At 48.1% G+C, this 17,597-nt stretch carries 15 protein-coding genes; 6 read left to right on the top strand and 9 right to left on the bottom strand.

The window, feature by feature from the left end:
- Window positions 1-138: 138 nt before the first annotated feature.
- The 3 genes from ACEW9O_RS15285 to ACEW9O_RS15275 form a co-directional block, all read right to left on the bottom strand.
- Window positions 139-1,485, bottom strand: a complete 1,347-nt coding sequence (locus ACEW9O_RS15285; RefSeq protein WP_373551043.1) for a PAS domain-containing sensor histidine kinase — start codon at window positions 1,483-1,485, stop codon at window positions 139-141.
- A gap of 127 nt (window positions 1,486-1,612) precedes the next feature.
- The gene (locus ACEW9O_RS15280) at window positions 1,613-3,007 is read right to left on the bottom strand and encodes a sigma-54-dependent transcriptional regulator (protein ID WP_373551042.1); all 1,395 of its coding nucleotides are present in this window, start codon (window positions 3,005-3,007) and stop codon (window positions 1,613-1,615) included.
- 199 nt (window positions 3,008-3,206) lie between these two features.
- Window positions 3,207-3,587 (bottom strand): hypothetical protein, encoded by a 381-nt coding sequence (locus ACEW9O_RS15275; protein WP_373551041.1) that lies wholly within the window; start codon window positions 3,585-3,587, stop codon window positions 3,207-3,209.
- Window positions 3,588-3,690: 103 nt separating this feature from the next.
- On the opposite strand from ACEW9O_RS15275, the gene ACEW9O_RS15270 reads away from it, so the two are divergent.
- The 3 genes from ACEW9O_RS15270 to ACEW9O_RS15260 all read left to right on the top strand — a co-directional run bounded on the left by ACEW9O_RS15270 (window position 3,691) and on the right by ACEW9O_RS15260 (window position 6,335).
- Window positions 3,691-4,554 (top strand): OmpA family protein, encoded by an 864-nt coding sequence (locus ACEW9O_RS15270; RefSeq protein WP_373551040.1) that lies wholly within the window; start codon window positions 3,691-3,693, stop codon window positions 4,552-4,554.
- 84 nt (window positions 4,555-4,638) lie between these two features.
- On the top strand, window positions 4,639-5,934 hold the full coding sequence (locus ACEW9O_RS15265) for a helix-hairpin-helix domain-containing protein (RefSeq protein WP_373551039.1): 1,296 nt from the start codon (window positions 4,639-4,641) through the stop codon (window positions 5,932-5,934).
- 35 nt (window positions 5,935-5,969) lie between these two features.
- Entirely contained in the window at window positions 5,970-6,335 is a 366-nt protein-coding gene (locus ACEW9O_RS15260; protein WP_373551038.1) for a four helix bundle protein, read from the top strand.
- A gap of 170 nt (window positions 6,336-6,505) precedes the next feature.
- Here the strand turns inward: ACEW9O_RS15260 and ACEW9O_RS15255 are convergent, their stop codons facing one another.
- Window positions 6,506-7,042, bottom strand: a complete 537-nt coding sequence (locus ACEW9O_RS15255) for a hypothetical protein (protein ID WP_373551037.1) — start codon at window positions 7,040-7,042, stop codon at window positions 6,506-6,508.
- A 113-nt stretch (window positions 7,043-7,155) separates the two neighbouring features.
- On the opposite strand from ACEW9O_RS15255, the gene ACEW9O_RS15250 reads away from it, so the two are divergent.
- Window positions 7,156-9,051, top strand: coding sequence for a CBS domain-containing protein (locus ACEW9O_RS15250; RefSeq protein WP_373551036.1), 1,896 nt, complete (start codon window positions 7,156-7,158; stop codon window positions 9,049-9,051).
- A 156-nt stretch (window positions 9,052-9,207) separates the two neighbouring features.
- Here the strand turns inward: ACEW9O_RS15250 and ACEW9O_RS15245 are convergent, their stop codons facing one another.
- From ACEW9O_RS15245 to ACEW9O_RS15235, 3 genes are all read right to left on the bottom strand, one after another.
- The gene (locus tag ACEW9O_RS15245) at window positions 9,208-10,551 is read right to left on the bottom strand and encodes a dihydrolipoamide acetyltransferase family protein (protein WP_373551035.1); all 1,344 of its coding nucleotides are present in this window, start codon (window positions 10,549-10,551) and stop codon (window positions 9,208-9,210) included.
- A gap of 70 nt (window positions 10,552-10,621) precedes the next feature.
- A complete protein-coding gene (locus tag ACEW9O_RS15240; protein WP_373551034.1) occupies window positions 10,622-11,863 on the bottom strand; it encodes a competence/damage-inducible protein A in 1,242 nt (413 codons plus the stop codon).
- Between the two features lie 105 nt (window positions 11,864-11,968).
- On the bottom strand, window positions 11,969-12,736 hold the full coding sequence (locus tag ACEW9O_RS15235) for a biotin--[acetyl-CoA-carboxylase] ligase (protein ID WP_373551033.1): 768 nt from the start codon (window positions 12,734-12,736) through the stop codon (window positions 11,969-11,971).
- 110 nt (window positions 12,737-12,846) lie between these two features.
- On the opposite strand from ACEW9O_RS15235, the gene rsfS reads away from it, so the two are divergent.
- Both rsfS and ftsH read left to right on the top strand, forming a co-directional pair.
- Window positions 12,847-13,233, top strand: a complete 387-nt coding sequence (gene rsfS, locus ACEW9O_RS15230; RefSeq protein WP_373551032.1) for a ribosome silencing factor — start codon at window positions 12,847-12,849, stop codon at window positions 13,231-13,233.
- A 133-nt stretch (window positions 13,234-13,366) separates the two neighbouring features.
- Entirely contained in the window at window positions 13,367-15,364 is a 1,998-nt protein-coding gene (gene ftsH, locus ACEW9O_RS15225) for an ATP-dependent zinc metalloprotease FtsH (protein ID WP_373551031.1), read from the top strand.
- Between the two features lie 291 nt (window positions 15,365-15,655).
- On the opposite strand, the gene ACEW9O_RS15220 is transcribed toward ftsH, so the two are convergent.
- Both ACEW9O_RS15220 and ACEW9O_RS15215 read right to left on the bottom strand, forming a co-directional pair.
- A complete protein-coding gene (locus ACEW9O_RS15220) occupies window positions 15,656-16,435 on the bottom strand; it encodes a uroporphyrinogen-III synthase (protein WP_373551030.1) in 780 nt (259 codons plus the stop codon).
- A gap of 37 nt (window positions 16,436-16,472) precedes the next feature.
- Window positions 16,473-17,372: a DUF4271 domain-containing protein gene (locus ACEW9O_RS15215; protein WP_373551029.1), complete on the bottom strand. Its 900-nt coding sequence runs from the start codon at window positions 17,370-17,372 to the stop codon at window positions 16,473-16,475.
- Window positions 17,373-17,597 lie beyond the last annotated feature (225 nt).

Below are 17,597 nucleotides of genomic sequence, written 5' to 3'. Positions count from 1 at the left end.
AAAACAGCCTTGGTCCAAGTCGCTGCGGTAGCTCACTTCTAAAGTCTTAAGTCATGTACTCGGAACTCGTCACTCAAAAAATAAGAAAATTATCCACCACAAAGACTCAAAGTTGAAAATTATTGGTCGTCGTGGCCGTCACACCTTAAACACCAAACTAAACTTCGCCCCACTCCCCAACTGTGAGTCCACACCCAGCACCCCGCCGTGCAACTGCAAAATCTGCCGCGAAAGGCTCAAGCCTACGCCTGTCCCATCTTCTTTCGTGGTGTAAAAAGGAATAAAAATCTGTTCCAGTTTATCCGGTTCAATGCCGGGACCATTGTCGCTGACCTCCAGGGTAGCGCGCTGTGTCGTTTGATCAAGCGAGCTACGGATGTCAATGCGGGCATTGGCTTGCCCTTCCAGAATTTCCACGGCGTTTTTGATCAAATTGATGAGCACCATTTCAATTTGATCCTGGTCCATGCTAATTTCAAGCTCATCCGGTTGGATGTCATAAGTCAGGCGGATGCCTTTATCCCGCAAAGTAGGGGCAAAAAGAGAGGTGATGCGTTGGACCAGCGGCAACACCAGTACCGGATCCATATTGGGTTTGGGAATGCTGGTAAAAGTGCGGTAGGCATTGACGAAGTTCATCAAACCATTGGTGCGGTTTTCCACCACTTCCAAGGCTTCATTTAGGTCTTGCCAGGTTTCGGCATGGCTAGGATCGGGTTCTTCCATTTCCTGTTGGACAATGTCGCGCATGGTCGAGACCAGCGAGGCGATGGGCGTAACCGAATTCATGATTTCGTGGCGCAATACGCGGGTCAGGTTTTGCCAGGCTTCCAACTCCTTACTTTCCAGTTCGGATTGGATGTTTTGGATAGCCACTAATTTGATCAGTTTACCCCGCATGCGAATGGCGGTACTGCTGATTGACAGTTGCCGGTCTGCTGCGGCTTGGAACAATACACTTTCGCCTGAAACGAGGTTTTGCAACAAATTTTGCAACTCTGGATTGTCCTCCTGCAAATCCTTCAAGGTTTTGAGCCGATACAAGCCCAACAGCCGCAGGGCGGCATTGTTGATCAGTTCAATCCTACCCGATTCATCAAAAGCCAGTAAGCCCGTATTGACGTGTTGAACGATGGTTTGCAAATACTGGCTACTGGCTTCTTTGTCCGCCCGAACCTGCCGAAAAGCATCCAATACGTCGTTGAACTGCCTGCTCAATTCCCGAAAAGTAGAATCGTCCTGATTGGCAGCAAAACGCACTGAAAAATCGTCATAACGCACTGACTCCAGAAAACGCACTAATTTCCGATTGGTGATGTTGACGTAGTTGAACAAATTGACGACGCGCCAGAGCAGCATAATAATCAGCAAGGCCGTAAGGGCCATTTGGTTAGATTGAGGCAAAGCCCAGGCGATTGCTCCGATCAACACCACGATCAGCAGAATACGCAAAACCAAACCGGTAGCAAAAGTGCGAAGGTACATGTGGGTTGAGTTGAGGAAGTTGAGGAAGTTGAGGAAGGTTGAGGAAGGTTGAGGCTACCGCAGAAACTTAGACAAGGCCATTGTCAAAATCGCTCGCGGTAGCCTCAACCTCCCTAAACCATCTCAACTATATTCCGTATTTTTCCAAACGGCGATACAATGAAGCCCTGGTCAATCCCAATTCCTTGGAGGCTTCACTGATGTTGCCCTGGTGTTTTTTGATGGCTTTGAGAATGGTTTCGCGCTCCATGTCTTCCAGGTTCATACTGGCTGCGGCGAGCGCATCCACGTCAATGGAGGGATTCGAACCCAACATAAAATCATCAGGTTGCAAGGTACCGGAATCCCGGGCCATGATCACTGCACGCTCCATGGCGTGTTGTAGTTCCCGCACATTGCCCGGCCAGGGATAGGCGAGCATGGCTTTTTTGAGGGATGAACTGATGTTGGAAATGTTGCGATTGTATTTGCGGTTATATACCTGTAAAAAGTGCTCTCCCAGCAATAAAATGTCTTCTGCGCGTTCGCGCAAGGAAGGCAAATGGATTTCGATGGTATTGATGCGGTACAACAAATCCTGCCGAAAACTCCGGTCTTTCACCATCTCGTACAGCGGCATATTGGTTGCCGAAATAACCCGCACATCGATGGGGCGCCCTTGATTGGAGCCCACCCGGGTGACTACGCGGTTTTGCAAGGCTGAGAGTAGCTTGGCTTGTAAACCTGAGGTCAGGTTGCCAATTTCATCCAAAAAAATGGTGCCCCGGTTGGCTGCTTCAAAACGCCCCGGACGGTCGTCGCGCGCGTCGGTAAAAGCGCCTTTGACATGGCCAAAAAGTTCACTTTCGAACAAAGTTTCGGTGATGGCACCCAGGTCCACTTTTACAAAATGTTCATTGGCCCGCAGGGATTGTTGGTGAATGGCTTGGGCCACGAGTTCTTTACCAGTACCGTTTTCGCCCAGTATCAAAACATTGGCTTCGGTTTGGGCCACTCGGTTGATGGTTTCAAAAACTTTGCGCATGGCATTACTGTTCCCCAAAATTTCGGGAATGGAGTCATTATGAGCGATGGCAAGGCCCTTTTGTTTGGCTTTGAGCTCGTCATTCTCCACTTTGGAAGCCCGCAGCTTCATGGCCGAAAGTAGCGTGGCCAGCAACTTTTCGTTTTCCCAGGGTTTGAGTACAAAATCGGTTGCCCCACCCTTGATGGCTTGTACCGCCATTTCAACGTCCCCGTAAGCAGTGATGAGGATAACCACTGCCGATGGGTCAATTTGCAGGATGCGCTCCAACCAAAAAAAACCCTCCTTACCACTGCTGCGGTCTTTGGTGAAATTCATGTCCAACAAAATCACATCGTAACGCATGTTGGTCAGCAGCGTCGGCAAATTTTCAGGGTTTCGTTCGGTTTCCACTTGACTGAAGTGGCGTTTCAGAAAAAGTTTGGCTGCGGTAAGTACGCCCGAATTGTCGTCTACCACCAATATTGCGCCTGGGTGAAGGTCTGATTTATCTTGCATATACCATCAATCAATATGAACTTACAGTAAAATAGTGGCAAAGGCTAAGCCAAAATTGTAGAAGATGCCTAAAACTGGCATAAATACAAATCAACCAAAGTTTTATGGATGCAATGATACAAAAAAACTGGATCGCAGAGAATAAAAGTGTTCGAAATCGGACACTTTGGTGTTCGGAAACGAACCTGAGCAACCTAGTTCAACAGGAAAGATCATCCTTGGGTGCCAGTTCAAAAAAGGTGTCCTGTAAGTCTTTCTCTTCGGTATGCCGACAGGGAAAATCCTTTTCAATCAACACCTGCAAGTATTGCCCTTCGGCATAAGCCTGTTGGTATTCAATGCTCACGTCCTCACTGTTGATCCACTTTTCGGCGAGTTCAACGGGTAAAATCACCGAAATTTGATGCGCACTATACCTTGCCTGAGGCTGTTCGACTTGCCCCAATTTGAGAACATATTCCAATTTAATTCCTGGCGCAAAATTGATGGGTGCGCTTACTTCGCCCTGGTTTTCCAATACATCCAGATCCGATTTGCGCACCCGCAAACGGATGCTATTGGCGGTACAGCGCAGTTTCATGTTCGTGATTTTTTTAACATATTTGTAAAGAAAAAAGGAAAAAAACAATTTTGCGGGTTTAAAACCTGTTTAAAAGTTTGTTTAAGCCCAACAACTATTACGAATGAGAACATTATTACCCATTCTTGCCTTTATTGCCCTGGCTTTGCTGGCTCGCTGGTGGTACGTTTGCCAGATTCTGGGCCAGTGTGGCCCCAATACTGAGGAAAAAATCGTCACCAATCGGTTGCAAACTTTGAGCTTCAATCACGGCAGCAAAACCATCCTCAGCGCTTACGACCATTTCGCTTTTGATACAGGTCAAGTTTCGCCCAAACTCAACGCCAATAACGGACTTTTTCTGGATAAAATCACGGCGTACTTGCAGGAAAACCCCACCCTTTTGCTCAACATCACCGGAGGCTACGGCATCGACGAAGAGGGCGAAAATCGAGGCTTTTTTGAAAATCTGGGCCTGGCGCGAGCCAATGCCGTCCGAGATTTACTGATCCAACGCAAACTCGACCCGGACCGCATTACCTTGAGTTTCAACACTGGTGCTGGAGGCATCCGCCAACAGCCGATTACTTTTAATGCTTACACCCCGGCACAAAGTGTGGACTTTGTGCCTTTGGCCTATACTTTTGAAGACATGACCTTTTCCGATGAAAGTTTTGTGCCGAAGGGCAGCGAGTTTCGACCCATTTTGCCCTTGGTAGAATACGCCGATTCGGTGCGCCAGTTTTTGGCCCTGTACAAAGACAAAAAACTCAGCATCATTGGTCATACCGACAACGAGGGTGATGCCAAAGCCAATCTGGCGCTGGGCACGCAACGCGCCGAAAACGTATTGCGTTATTTTCGGGAGCTAGGTATTCCTCCCCGCCAAATGGCTGCTTTTTCGGTCGGTGGGAAATACCCGGTCAGCAACAACAACACGGAAGTAGGCCAGCGGCGCAATCGCCGAATTAATTTTATCATCGAATAGATGATTTTTCATTAAAGTAATTAAATTGCGTCAAATCAGGCGTGAACCTAATCCACAACGAACCCAATCCACAACGTACAAGACATGGAAAACTTAAATCAACTCTTCAGTAACCTGGGTACCGAACAAAGTATTTTAATCCTTAGCTGGTTGATCATTGCCTTTTTATTGGGCTTGTTGGCAGGGTATTTTTTGCGGAACCGCTATGTCAATGAATTGAATCGGCAATTGGATGAGAAAGAACAACTTTTGACGGCAAAACAGCTAGAGTTGGATCAAGTTCAACATGAATTGGCGCTGAAAGAAGCCGATTTAAAACGGGCGGCTTTTGAAGCAGAAGAAGCTCAATCCAAAATCCGGCGCCATGCTGAAGAAGTTGGTCGCTTGAACCAATTGGTCGCTTCCGCGCAGGTGGAATTGGACAAAACTAAGGCGGCAGAACAGGCTTCCGCCAGCATCATCAACGACCTGAATGATCAAATTTTGGGCCTCAAAACCAAAAATGCTCAGCTTGTCGAAGGTGGAGCAATGCCAACTGAAGTGACTATTACAGGAAGTGGAGAGACGCTGGATCGACTTTCTGCCATCGAAGTTCAATTGATACGGTTGACCGAGGAAAATTCGTCTTTGCTGCGGAAATTGGGTGAAACTAGCGAAGATCGTTTTGTGGAACACCAGCACCTGCCGTCGGTGAATCCTCAACCTACGCCCGATTCCGGCATCAGCGAACCTGCGGGTGAGTTTTTTGTGCCCAAAGTTATTCCTACTGAGCCAGTACAAGAAACGCCCAACTTCGGTGGTGAACCCACTAGCTTGTTCAATGCCGATAAAGTTTTGCTGCGCACTATGGATAAAAATGACCTTACCACCATTGAGGGCATTGGTCCATTTTTAGAAAAGAAACTCAACGACGCGGGGGTCTTTACCTACGCGGACATCGCGGCTTGGGATGCCGAAAAAATTGCCGAAATCACCACGAAAATCAGCTTTTTTGAAGGCCGTATTGAGAAGGATGATTGGGTGGGACAAGCCCAAAAATTGCTAAATGAACCACCTGCGGAATTTGCGGAGGCCAGCCCCCTTGCCGAGGCACGCAGCTTGACGGTTGAAGAAACCCACGTTGTACCTCCCCTTGACAACCTCAAATTGATTATGGGCATTGACGAACCAATCGAAAAAATCTTGTTCACCTCAGGCATCAATTCTTTTGCTGAACTGGCCAAAATGGATCCCGATGAAATCCGCAATATCCTGGTTTCAGTTGATCCTGCCTTGAATGGTATTGATCCGGGTGCCTGGCCAGCTCAAGCTCGTCTGGCTTTTGACGAAGAATGGGAAGTTCTGCAAGATTACCAAGAACAACTGAAAGGAGAGAGATGAGAGATGAAAGATGAGAGATGAGAAACCTAGGCAGCATGAAAAATGACCCTTTGCATGAAAAAACCATGCTTTTTGCTGTGAGAATTGTAAGACTATATCGGTATTTAGCAGAGGAGAAAAAGGAATTTGTAATGAGTAAACAATTGCTTCGTGCGGGAACAAACCCTGGAGCAATGGTTCGGGAAGCTGTAAATGCTGAATCAAATGCTGATTTTATTCATAAGATGGGTATCGCTCAAAAAGAAATTGGTGAAACTTTATACTGGCTTGAATTGCTATTTAGAACAGATTTTCTCAACGAAATTGAATATAAATCGGTAAAGACTGATGCGGAGGAGGTAATGAAAATAGTTCGTAGCTGTATACTAACACTTAAAAAAAAGATGAGAGATAAAAGATGAGAGATAAAAGATGAGAGATGAAAGATGAGAGATGCTACCGCAGAGACTTAGACAAGGCCATCGTCAAAAACGCTGCGGTAGCATCTTTCATCTTTCATCTTTCATCTTTCATCTTTCATCTCTCATCTCTCATCTTTCATCTCTCATCTTTCATCTCTCATCTTTCATCTTTATTTGACTGCTTCAAAAATCATGTCGAGTCGCGTCGGAATCGCGGTAGGCGACACCGCCCCCTGTTTCAAATAAAACAAAATCTCCAGCTTGTAACGCTCCCGAATCAAGGTGCGCCGCAGATTGGGCAAGGAAGGATTCAAATTGATGCGCGAGCCAATCCTCCGCTCATCGTAATACACAATATTAAAAGCTTCATCGGTAGCATAACAAACATTCGATCCACTCCGACACACCCGAATCACCACCTCGCGCAAAAAAGAATAATCCGCATTGCCTTGAATGGCTTGTAAGGTAGCGGCACGTGGCCGAATTTCTACAATGGTGGCTGTATCGATGCCGGCATTTTTGGCTAGTGCGATCACGCTGGAACTCAAGTTGTCTAACTCAAACACCCGTGGCAAACCCCCACTCAATCCCGCTGGAATCTCAAAAGTGATATTGGGAACGAGAATTTCAAACAGGCGTTCCCGATCGTCCCTTTTGCAAGTGGCAAGAAGTAAAGGAAGGAGGATAAAAAGGCAAATTTTGCGCATAGCTGGAAGATATATTAATCCATGTCAAACGTGGATTGAGGATTAAAATTTTCGAATGAACAAGGAATAACAACAATCCTTATTTTGCAGCAAACATACTCAAGACCACTCCCATGCATTCAACACCTTCCTCCAACTTCATGCGCGCCCTCCTGGCCGACATTGAAGCCGTCGAGTACATGCTGGACCATCAGTGGTTCGAAACCGGAGTAGCCCGCATCGGGGCCGAGCAGGAAATTTGTGTGGTAGATGCCAAAACCTACAAGCCCTTACCCTTAGCCGTTGAAATTTTGGAAAGTATGCCCAATTGCCCCTGGCTGGACAACGAATTGGCGCGTTTCAACCTCGAAATCAACCTCCAGCCCCAAGACTTTACCGGAGCTTGTTTTCAAACCATGGAGCAGGAAATCCTGCAACGCCTGCAAGAAATCCGCGACAACCTGGGGCCTTTCAACGCCGAACTCCTGCTCACAGGCATTTTACCCACCATCCGCAAACACGACCTGGAGCGCCACAACCTGACCCCCCGCGAGCGCTACAACCTCCTGATCGACGCCATGACCGCCCAGCGCAATGGGCAAGCCTTTGAGTTTCGCCTGCGCGGCATCGATGAATTACAAGTGCGGCATGATACCCCCTTGCTGGAAGCCTGCAATACCAGTTTTCAAATTCACCTGCAAGTCAACCCGGAGGAATACGCCCGGATGTACAATTTTGCGCTAGCCTTGGCTGGGCCTACATTGGCACTCGGAGCCAATTCTCCAATCGTTTTTGGGCGCAGATTGTGGCACGAAAGCCGCATCGCCCTGTTTCAGCAGGCGCTGGATGTGCGCACAACCCACGACCACCTGCGCGAGCGCAGCACCCGCGTCAATTTTGGCAACAACTGGGTAGAAAACTCCATCCTGGACATTTACCGCGAAGACCTCGCGCGTTTTCGCACCTTGATTGCGCGTGAAAGCGAAGAAAATGTCGAGGAAAAAATTCGCCGGGGCGAAACACCTCTCCTACTAGCACTGCGCCTGCACAACTCCTCGATTTACCGCTGGAATCGACCTTATTACGGCATCAGCCCCAATGGAAAACCCCACCTTCGCATCGAAAACCGGATTTTACCCGCTGGCCCCAGCGTCGTGGATCAAATGGCCAATACCGCGTTTTGGACGGGGGCGATGATTGGTTGCCAGCTCCATTATGCGGATGTGCGCCAAAAAATGAGCTGGGAGGATGCGCGCTCCAATTTTGAAAAAGCCGCGGCTTTTGGGTTGGATTCCAAGTTCTCCTGGTTTGATGGCCAAAAGATCAGTGCGCGGGACTTGTTGCTGCAAGAGTTGATCCCATTGGCGCGTTTGGGTTTACAAGCCCGCCAGGTGGCCAGTGCCGACATCGACCAATACCTGGGCATCGCCGAAGCACGCATGAAAGGCCATACCAACGGTGCCATCTGGCAACTCAACAGTTACTCCACTTTGCGCCGCAAATTGCGCGAAGATGAAGCCCTGGTGACCCTCACTGCCGCCATTCACAACCGCCAAAAACAAAACCTGCCTGTGCACGAATGGACCCCACCCAGCGCTGATGACTTGCCCCATTACCAGGCCAAGAGCCTCAAAGTGGAGGAGTTCATGACCACCGATTTGTTTACGGTACAAAAGGATGACTTAATTCAGTTGGTCGCTAAATTGATGGATTGGCGGCGCATTCAATACCTGCCTGTAGAGGACCACAAAGGGCATTTATGTGGTTTGATCACGGCCCGGCTGGTCTTGCGCCACCTGGCCAAGCAAACGGAATTGGAGCAACCTGCTGCCGAACAGGTGCAGGACATCATGATTGCCGAACCGATTTCGGTGCACCCTTCTCTGCTGATTCTGGATGCCATCAAGCTGATGCGTGACAAAAAAATCGGCTGCTTGCCGGTAGTGCAAAACGGCGAATTGGTGGGCATCATCACCGAAAATGACTTTTTGGACATTACGGCGAGGTTGATTGAGCAGTGGGAGCAGTAGGTTGAGGCACAAATGCGGAGGCTAAGTCTTTTTAGCCCTTGATGGCTTTGGTGTGCCTTAAGTGCCTATAGTTTCTTAGGTGGTGAAAAAAGAAAAAGCCCTGCTCAGTTTCCCAAGCAGGCGTTGCGTATTCGTATTTTTTCAAAGCATAAAGGATCACACCGCTCTATCCCCATCAAAACCCTCCAAATAATCCGCCACTTTCCTTAAAAACGACCCGCCCAAAAATCCATCCACCACCCGGTGGTCATAAGACATAGACAAGAACATCATGTGGCGGATGGCGATGATGTCGCCGTACTCCGTTTCGAGCACCGCAGGCTTTTTGCGAATCGCCCCGACTGCCATAATGGCCGCTTGCGGTTGATTGATGATGGGGGTGCCCATCACGTTGCCGAAGGTGCCCACGTTGGTGATGGTGAAGGTGCCACCCTGGATGTCTTCGGGCTTCAATTGATTGGCGCGGGCGCGATTGGCCAGGTCGTTGACCGTTTTGGTCAAACCCGCCAGGTTCAACTGATCGGCCCCTTTGATCACGGGAACGATCAGGTTGCCCGAGGGCAGCGCTGCCGCCATACCAATGTTCACATCCTTGCGCACGATGATGTTGGTACCATCCACCGAGATGTTGATCATCGGGTAATCGCGGATGGCGCGGGCTACGGCCTCAATGAATATGGGGGTATAGGTGATTTTTTCGTTGTACTTTTTCTGGAAAACGTCTTTGACTTTTTCCCGCCACTTGACGATGTTGGTCACGTCCACTTCCACAAAGGAGGTCACGTGGGGCGAAACTTGTTTGGACATCACCATGTGCTCGGCGATCAGCTTGCGCATGCGGTCCATTTCTATAATTTCCACGTTTCCATCCAGGCTCACGGCAGGTGCGGTGTAGCTTACCTGTACGGGAGTGCCTTTGGGGCTGCTAGGTGTAGCTTTGGCAGTTGTGACATTGGCGGGTGTTTCCTTGCGCTCGTCCAGGTAGGACAAAATGTCTTTTTTGGTTACCCGACCTTGCATGCCTGAGCCAGAGATGGCTTCCAATTCTTGCAGAGAGATGTTTTCCTGCTGTGCAATGTTGCGCACCAGCGGGGAATAAAAACGATTGCCTTCACCCTTGCCAATGGGTTGGGGGTTGGCTACCGGAGTACTTGTGCTCAGTGCCCCATTGCTGGCGCTGGCCGCCGCGGGGCTTTGGCCGTTGGTTTGGGGAGCAGGTTCGGCCAGGGCAGGGGAGGATTTCGGCTCCGAAGAAGCACTTTCGGTTTCAATCAGGGCGATGACCTTACCGATGGCTACGGTGTCGTTTTCCCCAAAAAGCAATTGCACCACTTTGCCCGCTACAGGGGAAGGTACTTCTGAGTCCACTTTGTCCGTAGCGATCTCCACGATGGTTTCGTCCAGTTCTATCTGGTCACCCACGTTTTTCACCCACTTCAGGATGGTGGCCTCCATGATGCTTTCTCCCATCTTGGGCATGATCAATTCGAACTGCGCCATGTTATTTGGTTTCGTTTAATTTGGATTATTTGGTGCCGCAAAGTTACCAAACTTTCCAATAAGTGCTCGCCTAGAGCTGCTTTAAGAATTGTCTGAGCTGGTTCAAGGCATGTACCGTGAAGTACTGGATGTTTTTATCCCGGTCTTTTCCGGCCCGAATACTGAAAGTTTTGGTCATTTGGCCATTGCTGACCGCGATCCAGGCCAAGCCCACTGGCTTCGTATCTGAACCGCCACCCGGCCCTGCAATACCCGAAATGGCAATGGCCACATCGGCAGGCAAAACCTTTACGGCACCTTCAGCCATCTCAATCACCGTTTGTTCACTTACTGCGCCGTGGGTGTCCAGCGTTTCCGCTTTTACCCCCAGGATTTGCATCTTGACTTCATTGGCGTAAGCAATGACACTGCCTACGAAATAATCCGAAGAACCAGCCACCGAAGTAATCCGGTGCGCCATGTAGCCCCCCGTGCAACTTTCAGCAGTCGCTAACATTAAACCCCGTTCTTTCAGCATTTTGCCAACGGCCCCTTCCAGCGTTTCGGTACCGTAGCCATAAATAATGTCTGCAAAACGGGCTTTGAGGATGGCGGCTTTTTCATCCAAAATCTGGTGTAAGGCTGCTTCATCCATGCCCGTACCCGTGATGCGCAGGCGAACCTGGCCAATTTGGGGCAGATAAGCCAGTTTGAAACCTTCTGGCAACTCCTCCTCAAAATCTTCCAACTTCTCCGCGATATGGCTTTCCCCTTCCCCAACGGTCAATACCGTGCGGTGCGCAATAGGCTGACCCGGGAAGCATTTTTTCAATTTGGGCAACACCTCATTTTCCATCAGGTATTGCATCTCATAAGGCACTCCGGGCATGGATACGATGACCTTTCCAGCGTATTCCATCCACATGCCGGGGGCGGTACCCATTTTGTTGGTCAAAATTTCGGCATTGGCGGGCATGAAACACTGCAGGCGGTGGGCCTCGTTCATAGGGCGGCCCCAAACCTCAAACATCTTGGTGATGCGCTCGAAAGTGTGCTGGTGAAAAACCATGTCGACCCCCATGTATTCGGACAAGGCCTTTTTGGTGATGTCGTCTTTGGTTGGCCCCAGGCCACCGGTCATCAGCACTACATCGCCTTGCTCCAGGGCTTCGCGGATGCCGGTATGGATGGCCTCCATCGTATCGCCTACGGAAATGACCGTGACGACGCGGGCCCCGGCCAGGTTGAGTTGTTGGCCCATCCAGGCAGAGTTGGTGTCGACCACTTGGCCGATGAGGATTTCATCGCCTACGGTAAGGATTGATATTTTCATGCTACATTAAAGGTTCCAGGGTTCCAAAGTTCCAGAGTTCCAGAGTTCCAAGTTCCAAGGTTGGCATTGAACCCTGGAACTTTGGAACTTGGAACTCTGGAACCTTTAGAGCCTGATGCTGATTTCTTTTAAGTCAAAAGCCTCTTCCCCTCCATCTTCTACAGTAACGAGCAATTGACCACTGTTGGAAATGCCGCTGATTTTACCCCAAAATACATCGCCATTGATGCGCTGAAAAAGCGTCGACTCCTGGTAGCGATACAGATGGTCTAGGTATTCAGCGTCCAAATCGGCAAAGTGTCCGCTTTTGAGACGAAGGTACATCGCCTCCAAATGCTGACAAAGCAAAGGGATGAGGGAAGACAAATCATATTCTTTTCCATTTTCCAGTTGCAAAGAGCTCGGATTAGGAATATCTTTGGAGAAAATTGTCTGGTTCACATTGACACCAATGCCTACAATTGTGGAGGCCAGGGCGTTGCGATTCAGGCTATTTTGAATCAGGATACCGCAAATTTTCCGTGTTCCAACGTAAATATCGTTGGGCCATTTGACTTTAACTGCTTGTTGTGGAACCAATTCTGCAATAAAATGGCGAACAGCCAGCGCTACGGCCTTGTTCAAGGCAAAATTTTGCCCGGGAGACAAAAAAGTGGGATACAAAATTACACTCAAGGTGAGGTTTTTATCCGGCTCACTTTCCCATTTACTGCCAACTTGACCACGCCCCTGTGGCTGACGAAAGGTCGAAATGACAGTTCCTTCAATTGGCTTGCTTTTTGCTAGTAATTCTTGGGCATACGTATTGGTAGAGGGCAATTCCTCATGATGCAGGAGAACTTTTCCGATAAAAAGTGTGTTTTGCTGGTGCAAGCCTGTTATTTTTTGTAACTTAAAGCAGGATTGTAGAGTCAAAATGTAAAATCATAATGATTGTACAACTCTAATTTAAATCATATTCGCAAAACTAATAAAATCTGGATTTGAGTACGCAAGTAAAAGTCAAAAGACGCAGTAAGCTCGTAGCCGAAGAGCTGACGGATCTGATCGTTGACAGCATCCAGGAAATCAAAGGCAAACACATTGTAAGACTTGACCTCCGGCTTTTGGAAGACGCTCCTACCGACTTTTTCATCATCTGTGAGGGAACTTCTACCACTCAGGTCAAAGGTATTTCGGACAACATTCAACGCCGCTTGAAAGAAACAGGCCGGTTGGCAAGCCACGTGGAAGGCGAACGCAATGCACTGTGGATTTGTCTGGATTATTTTACGGTAGTTGTCCATGTTTTTTACCCGGAAACCCGTCATTTCTACGAGTTGGAAGACCTGTGGGGCGACGCAACAATAACCGAGTACGATAGTTTATAGAAATGTATCGGCATTTGGTCGATGATAGGCAACGATTTCTAATGCTATCGCGTTTAGTATTCATTTGTAACGCAGGTTCAGAACAGAACTTTCAGGGACTTGCAAAAATTGCTCATGCTGTAAGCACTATTTTATGGAAAATAACGAAAATAACAATAAGCGAGATAACGGTGGTGGCGGAGGTGGTTCGCGGCTCAGCTCCTTTTGGATTTACGGCATCATTGCGGTGATCTTCTTGGGCCTAAACCTCGTGTACATGGAAAGCGCCCCAGAGCCTCTTTCTCGCAATCGCCTTGGACAGATGATCCAGAATGGTGACATCGATAAAATTGAGGTCATCAATAAAGAAGTCGCGCATATTTATTTGAAAAAAGAAGCTTTGGCCAAACCCGACTTTAAGGATGCGACCAAAACCACTTTCGGTGGGGATCGTTATCATTACCACATCGAAATTGGTAGTGTAGAAAGCTTTGAGAAGTTTTTGCAGGACAATGAAAAAGAGGGGGATATTAATCCTATTTACCCTTCCTACATCACCAAAACCAATTACCTGATGCAGGCTTTGGCCTGGGTATTGCCCTTGCTACTGATTGTAATCGTTTGGGTCTTTATTATGCGTCGGGTAGGCGGCGGTGCGGGTGGCCCTGGTGGACAAATCTTCAACATTGGCAAGTCAAAAGCTGCCCTGTTTGACCAAAACAGCAAAGTGAACATCACTTTCGCCGATGTGGCGGGTTTGGATGAAGCCAAGGAAGAGGTAGTCGAAGTGGTAGATTTCCTGAAAAATCCTAAAAAATATACCGCTCTGGGCGGAAAAATCCCCAAAGGGGTACTATTGGTAGGCCCTCCGGGAACGGGTAAAACCCTCCTGGCCAAAGCCGTAGCCGGTGAGGCAGGTGTACCTTTCTTCTCTATTTCAGGTTCCGATTTTGTGGAAATGTTTGTGGGTGTAGGTGCCTCCCGGGTACGCGATCTCTTCAAACAAGCCCGTGAAAAAGCACCCTGTATCGTGTTCATCGACGAAATCGACGCCATTGGCCGTGCCCGTGGTCGCAACAACTTCCAAGGTGGCAACGACGAGCGTGAAAACACCCTGAACCAGTTGCTGGTGGAAATGGATGGTTTTAGTACCGACAAAGGTGTAATCCTGATGGGTGCCACCAACCGCCCCGACATTTTGGATACCGCCTTGATGCGCCCCGGTCGTTTTGACCGCCAGATCAGCATCGATCGCCCCGACCTGAAAGGCCGCGAAGCCATTTTCAAGGTTCACCTTAAGACGATCAAAACATCCGACGACATCAGTGCATGGGTACTTTCTGAAATGACCCCTGGTTTTGCGGGTGCCGATATCGCAAATATTTGTAACGAAGCTGCCCTGATCGCTGCCCGCCGCAATAAGAAGTGGGTTGACATGGATGACTTCAACTACGCTTTGGACCGCGTAATTGGTGGTTTGGAGAAAAAGAACAAACTCATTTCTCCCGAAGAAAAGAAAATCATTGCTTACCACGAAGCAGGCCACGCGGTTTGTGGCTGGTACCTGGAGCATGCTTCACCACTGGTAAAAGTGACGATTGTTCCACGGGGCATTGGCACCCTGGGCTACGCACAATACTTGCCTAAGGAAGAGAACATCACCCGCACCGAGCAATTGCTCGACCGCATGTGTATGACCTTCGGTGGCCGTGCTGCTGAAAACAACGTCTTTAGCAAAATCTCCACCGGTGCCCAGAATGACCTGGATCAGGTAACCAAAATGGCTTACAGCATGATCAGCATTTTTGGCATGAACGAAAAAGTGGGCCAGATATCTTTCTACGGGCTTTCCAGTGAGTCGTACCAAAAGCCTTATTCGGATCAGACTGCTACCTTGATTGACGATGAAGTACGCAAAATGGTGAATTCACAATACGAACGGGCCAAAGAACTGCTGCGCGAACGCCGCCAGGAGTTGGAAGTGATTGCTCAGGCTTTGTTGGAAAAGGAAGTCCTGCTGAAATCTGACCTCGAACGTTTGATTGGCCCACGGCCTTACGAATTCCCAGAAGACAAAGCCAGAATGAATGGCCACAGCAGTGAACCTGCCGCGCCAATTGGAGATCACGGCGACATCGTGCCGAATCCATAAGTAAAAGCAATAATTTTGTATGAAAATGGGAAGCGGGAACGACTGAGAGGTTGTTCCCGCTTTTTTATTTTCAAAAAAGCGGTTAGGAGCTAAAATTCATCCCAAAAAAAAATGACGAAGCACAAATTCCCATTTGTACTTCGTCATTCGTCCCCCTTAGTAGTGGGCAAAAATAAGTGTTCATTTTTTTTGAGCCAAAGGATTAGATAAGACACTTGAAATGAACCGCTTACTTATCTAATCCTTTGGCAAAATGAACACTTATTTTTTTATCGCCCCGTACTTCTTTATCTACAAGTCCTTATTCGACTTTTGTAGGTAATTCTCCAAAGCTTTGGTCATGGAGGGTACTTCTGGTGCTGGCGCATTGATGTTCACGCTCAGCCCTCGATCTTCAACGGCCTGACGGGTCAGGTTGCCAAATACGGCAATCCGGGTATCATTTTGTTTGAAATCCGGAAAGTTGTCGTAAAGGGATTGAATACAGAGTGGACTGAAGAACACCAGCACATCATACGTTACGTCGCTAAGGTCGGACAGGTCCGAGCTCACGGTGTGGTACATGATCGCGTCTTTCCAATCTAGTTTCATGTCGTCCAGATACTTGGTAATTTCCTTCGCACCTAGATTGGAACAAGGGAGTAGAAACTTCTCACCCTTGTGTTTTTTCAAGTAAGCCCCCAAATCTTCGATCGTCCGTGTACCTACAAATACCTTACGCTTACGGTAAAGGATAAATTTTTGTAGGTAATTGGCAATGTTTTCAGTCAGGCAGAAATATTTGGTTTCTGGTGACATCTTTACCCGCATCTCCTCACAAAGGCGAAAGAAGTGATCAACCGAATTTTTACTGGAAAAAATCACTGCAGGGTACTCGTCGGGACGGATCCGCTGCTTTCTGAAATCTTTGGCTTCCAGTCCTTCAACGTGGCTGAAAGACCTCCAGTCAATTTGTAGGTTGTACCTTTTCTCCAACTCATAGTATGGAGAACGTTCAGGTTTGGGCTGCGAAACAAGGATGGTCTTTACTTTTTTGAAAGTCTCCTCCTTGGCTTGTCCGTTTGCTGCCATTCACGATTATTTTGGTAACCTACTTTCGTTTTCCTGCTTACTGTTGGTTAAAGATTAATTTTACCACAGTGAGTACAGGAGCGATTTCGACAGTGCAAATATACAACAAAAAGTGAAATAGATGTGATGCAAAAATTCGGCCCGCCAACCAGAGGCTGCGTACCGATCTGAATGCATAAACCAATCCAATGACACCAATGGTTCCCCAGATAAAAATTTTGTGCCACTCCGGGCTGCCGTAAGCCAATAAAATGTTGATGGGCCCCAACAACAAACCTAGTGCAGCACCAAATACCAGCATGATAAAGTTGTAGCGGGAGACTTCTCTACCCACCGGGAAAATGAGGCCAATCAAACCCAGTACCAGGTGTTTGAGACCAAAACCCGCAATCACCCCGCCCACACAGATGCCCAATTGGGTGAGATGCCCCATGCCAAAATCAACCTGCAAATCGTGGAGGAGATAAAATATAAAGAAGCCCAGGTTGATTAAAAACGAAAGATACAACACCGCATAAACCCCTACGCCACGCCCTTCTCTTTCCCGAAAAATCTGATTAAAAGCATTTTCATTGGCAAAAGCCTGAAAAACTTTGATGATCGTTCCACGCAACAAGGTCATAAAAAATGCCAAAGTGAGCAAAATAAAGGTAGTCACCCCAAAATTGAGGCGCTGAAGGATGGCTGCTGGTGTAAGATTGGATTTGAAATCAAATTTTGGGAGGGTCCACTCGCGGCGCTTTTTAGCTGGTTTTGCTTTTTCCGCAGCAACGAGTAAGGCATTGGCCGATGGACGGACCAAAAGGTCGAAGGGATTGCTTAGTACAGCGGAATCTACTGTTGGTGCACCAGGTTTGACTCCCATTCGATGCAACAATTCAAATGGGTTGTCACTGCTTTGTGCCGAAAGATTATTCGGGACAAATGGCAATAGCATGAAATAAAAAAATATAAAAACGATCTTCCGCTTCAAGTTTTCTACCTTTTTCGGCGGCAAAGGTAGCAAGCATTTGTGAATGATTGGGTATGTAGTGCTGAATGAATCAAAAAAAGTTGAGGAGGTTGAGGAAAGTTGAGGGAGGTTGAGGCTACCGCTAGCGGTCACTGAGCGAAGTCGAAGTGTCGCTAGCGGTAGCCTCAGCCTCCCTCAACCTCCCTCAAC

This window comes from Haliscomenobacter sp. (genome assembly GCF_041740695.1).
Taxonomy (GTDB): domain Bacteria; phylum Bacteroidota; class Bacteroidia; order Chitinophagales; family Saprospiraceae; genus Haliscomenobacter.
The sequence above is the reverse complement of the archived record's forward strand: the minus strand, read 5'-3'. Positions and strand labels throughout refer to the sequence as shown.

Coding starts and splice junctions, on each gene's coding strand:
- ftsH (WP_373551031.1), top strand. CDS start 13,367: ATGGAAAATAACGAAAATAACAATAAGCGAGATAACGGTGGTGGCGGA.
- ACEW9O_RS15260 (WP_373551038.1), top strand. CDS start 5,970: ATGAAAAATGACCCTTTGCATGAAAAAACCATGCTTTTTGCTGTGAGA.
- ACEW9O_RS15270 (WP_373551040.1), top strand. CDS start 3,691: ATGAGAACATTATTACCCATTCTTGCCTTTATTGCCCTGGCTTTGCTG.
- ACEW9O_RS15220 (WP_373551030.1), bottom strand. CDS start 16,435: ATGGCAGCAAACGGACAAGCCAAGGAGGAGACTTTCAAAAAAGTAAAG.
- ACEW9O_RS15245 (WP_373551035.1), bottom strand. CDS start 10,551: ATGGCGCAGTTCGAATTGATCATGCCCAAGATGGGAGAAAGCATCATG.
- ACEW9O_RS15250 (WP_373551036.1), top strand. CDS start 7,156: ATGCATTCAACACCTTCCTCCAACTTCATGCGCGCCCTCCTGGCCGAC.
- ACEW9O_RS15275 (WP_373551041.1), bottom strand. CDS start 3,587: ATGAAACTGCGCTGTACCGCCAATAGCATCCGTTTGCGGGTGCGCAAA.
- ACEW9O_RS15215 (WP_373551029.1), bottom strand. CDS start 17,372: ATGCTATTGCCATTTGTCCCGAATAATCTTTCGGCACAAAGCAGTGAC.
- ACEW9O_RS15280 (WP_373551042.1), bottom strand. CDS start 3,007: ATGCAAGATAAATCAGACCTTCACCCAGGCGCAATATTGGTGGTAGAC.
- ACEW9O_RS15255 (WP_373551037.1), bottom strand. CDS start 7,042: ATGCGCAAAATTTGCCTTTTTATCCTCCTTCCTTTACTTCTTGCCACT.
- ACEW9O_RS15265 (WP_373551039.1), top strand. CDS start 4,639: ATGGAAAACTTAAATCAACTCTTCAGTAACCTGGGTACCGAACAAAGT.
- ACEW9O_RS15285 (WP_373551043.1), bottom strand. CDS start 1,485: ATGTACCTTCGCACTTTTGCTACCGGTTTGGTTTTGCGTATTCTGCTG.
- ACEW9O_RS15240 (WP_373551034.1), bottom strand. CDS start 11,863: ATGAAAATATCAATCCTTACCGTAGGCGATGAAATCCTCATCGGCCAA.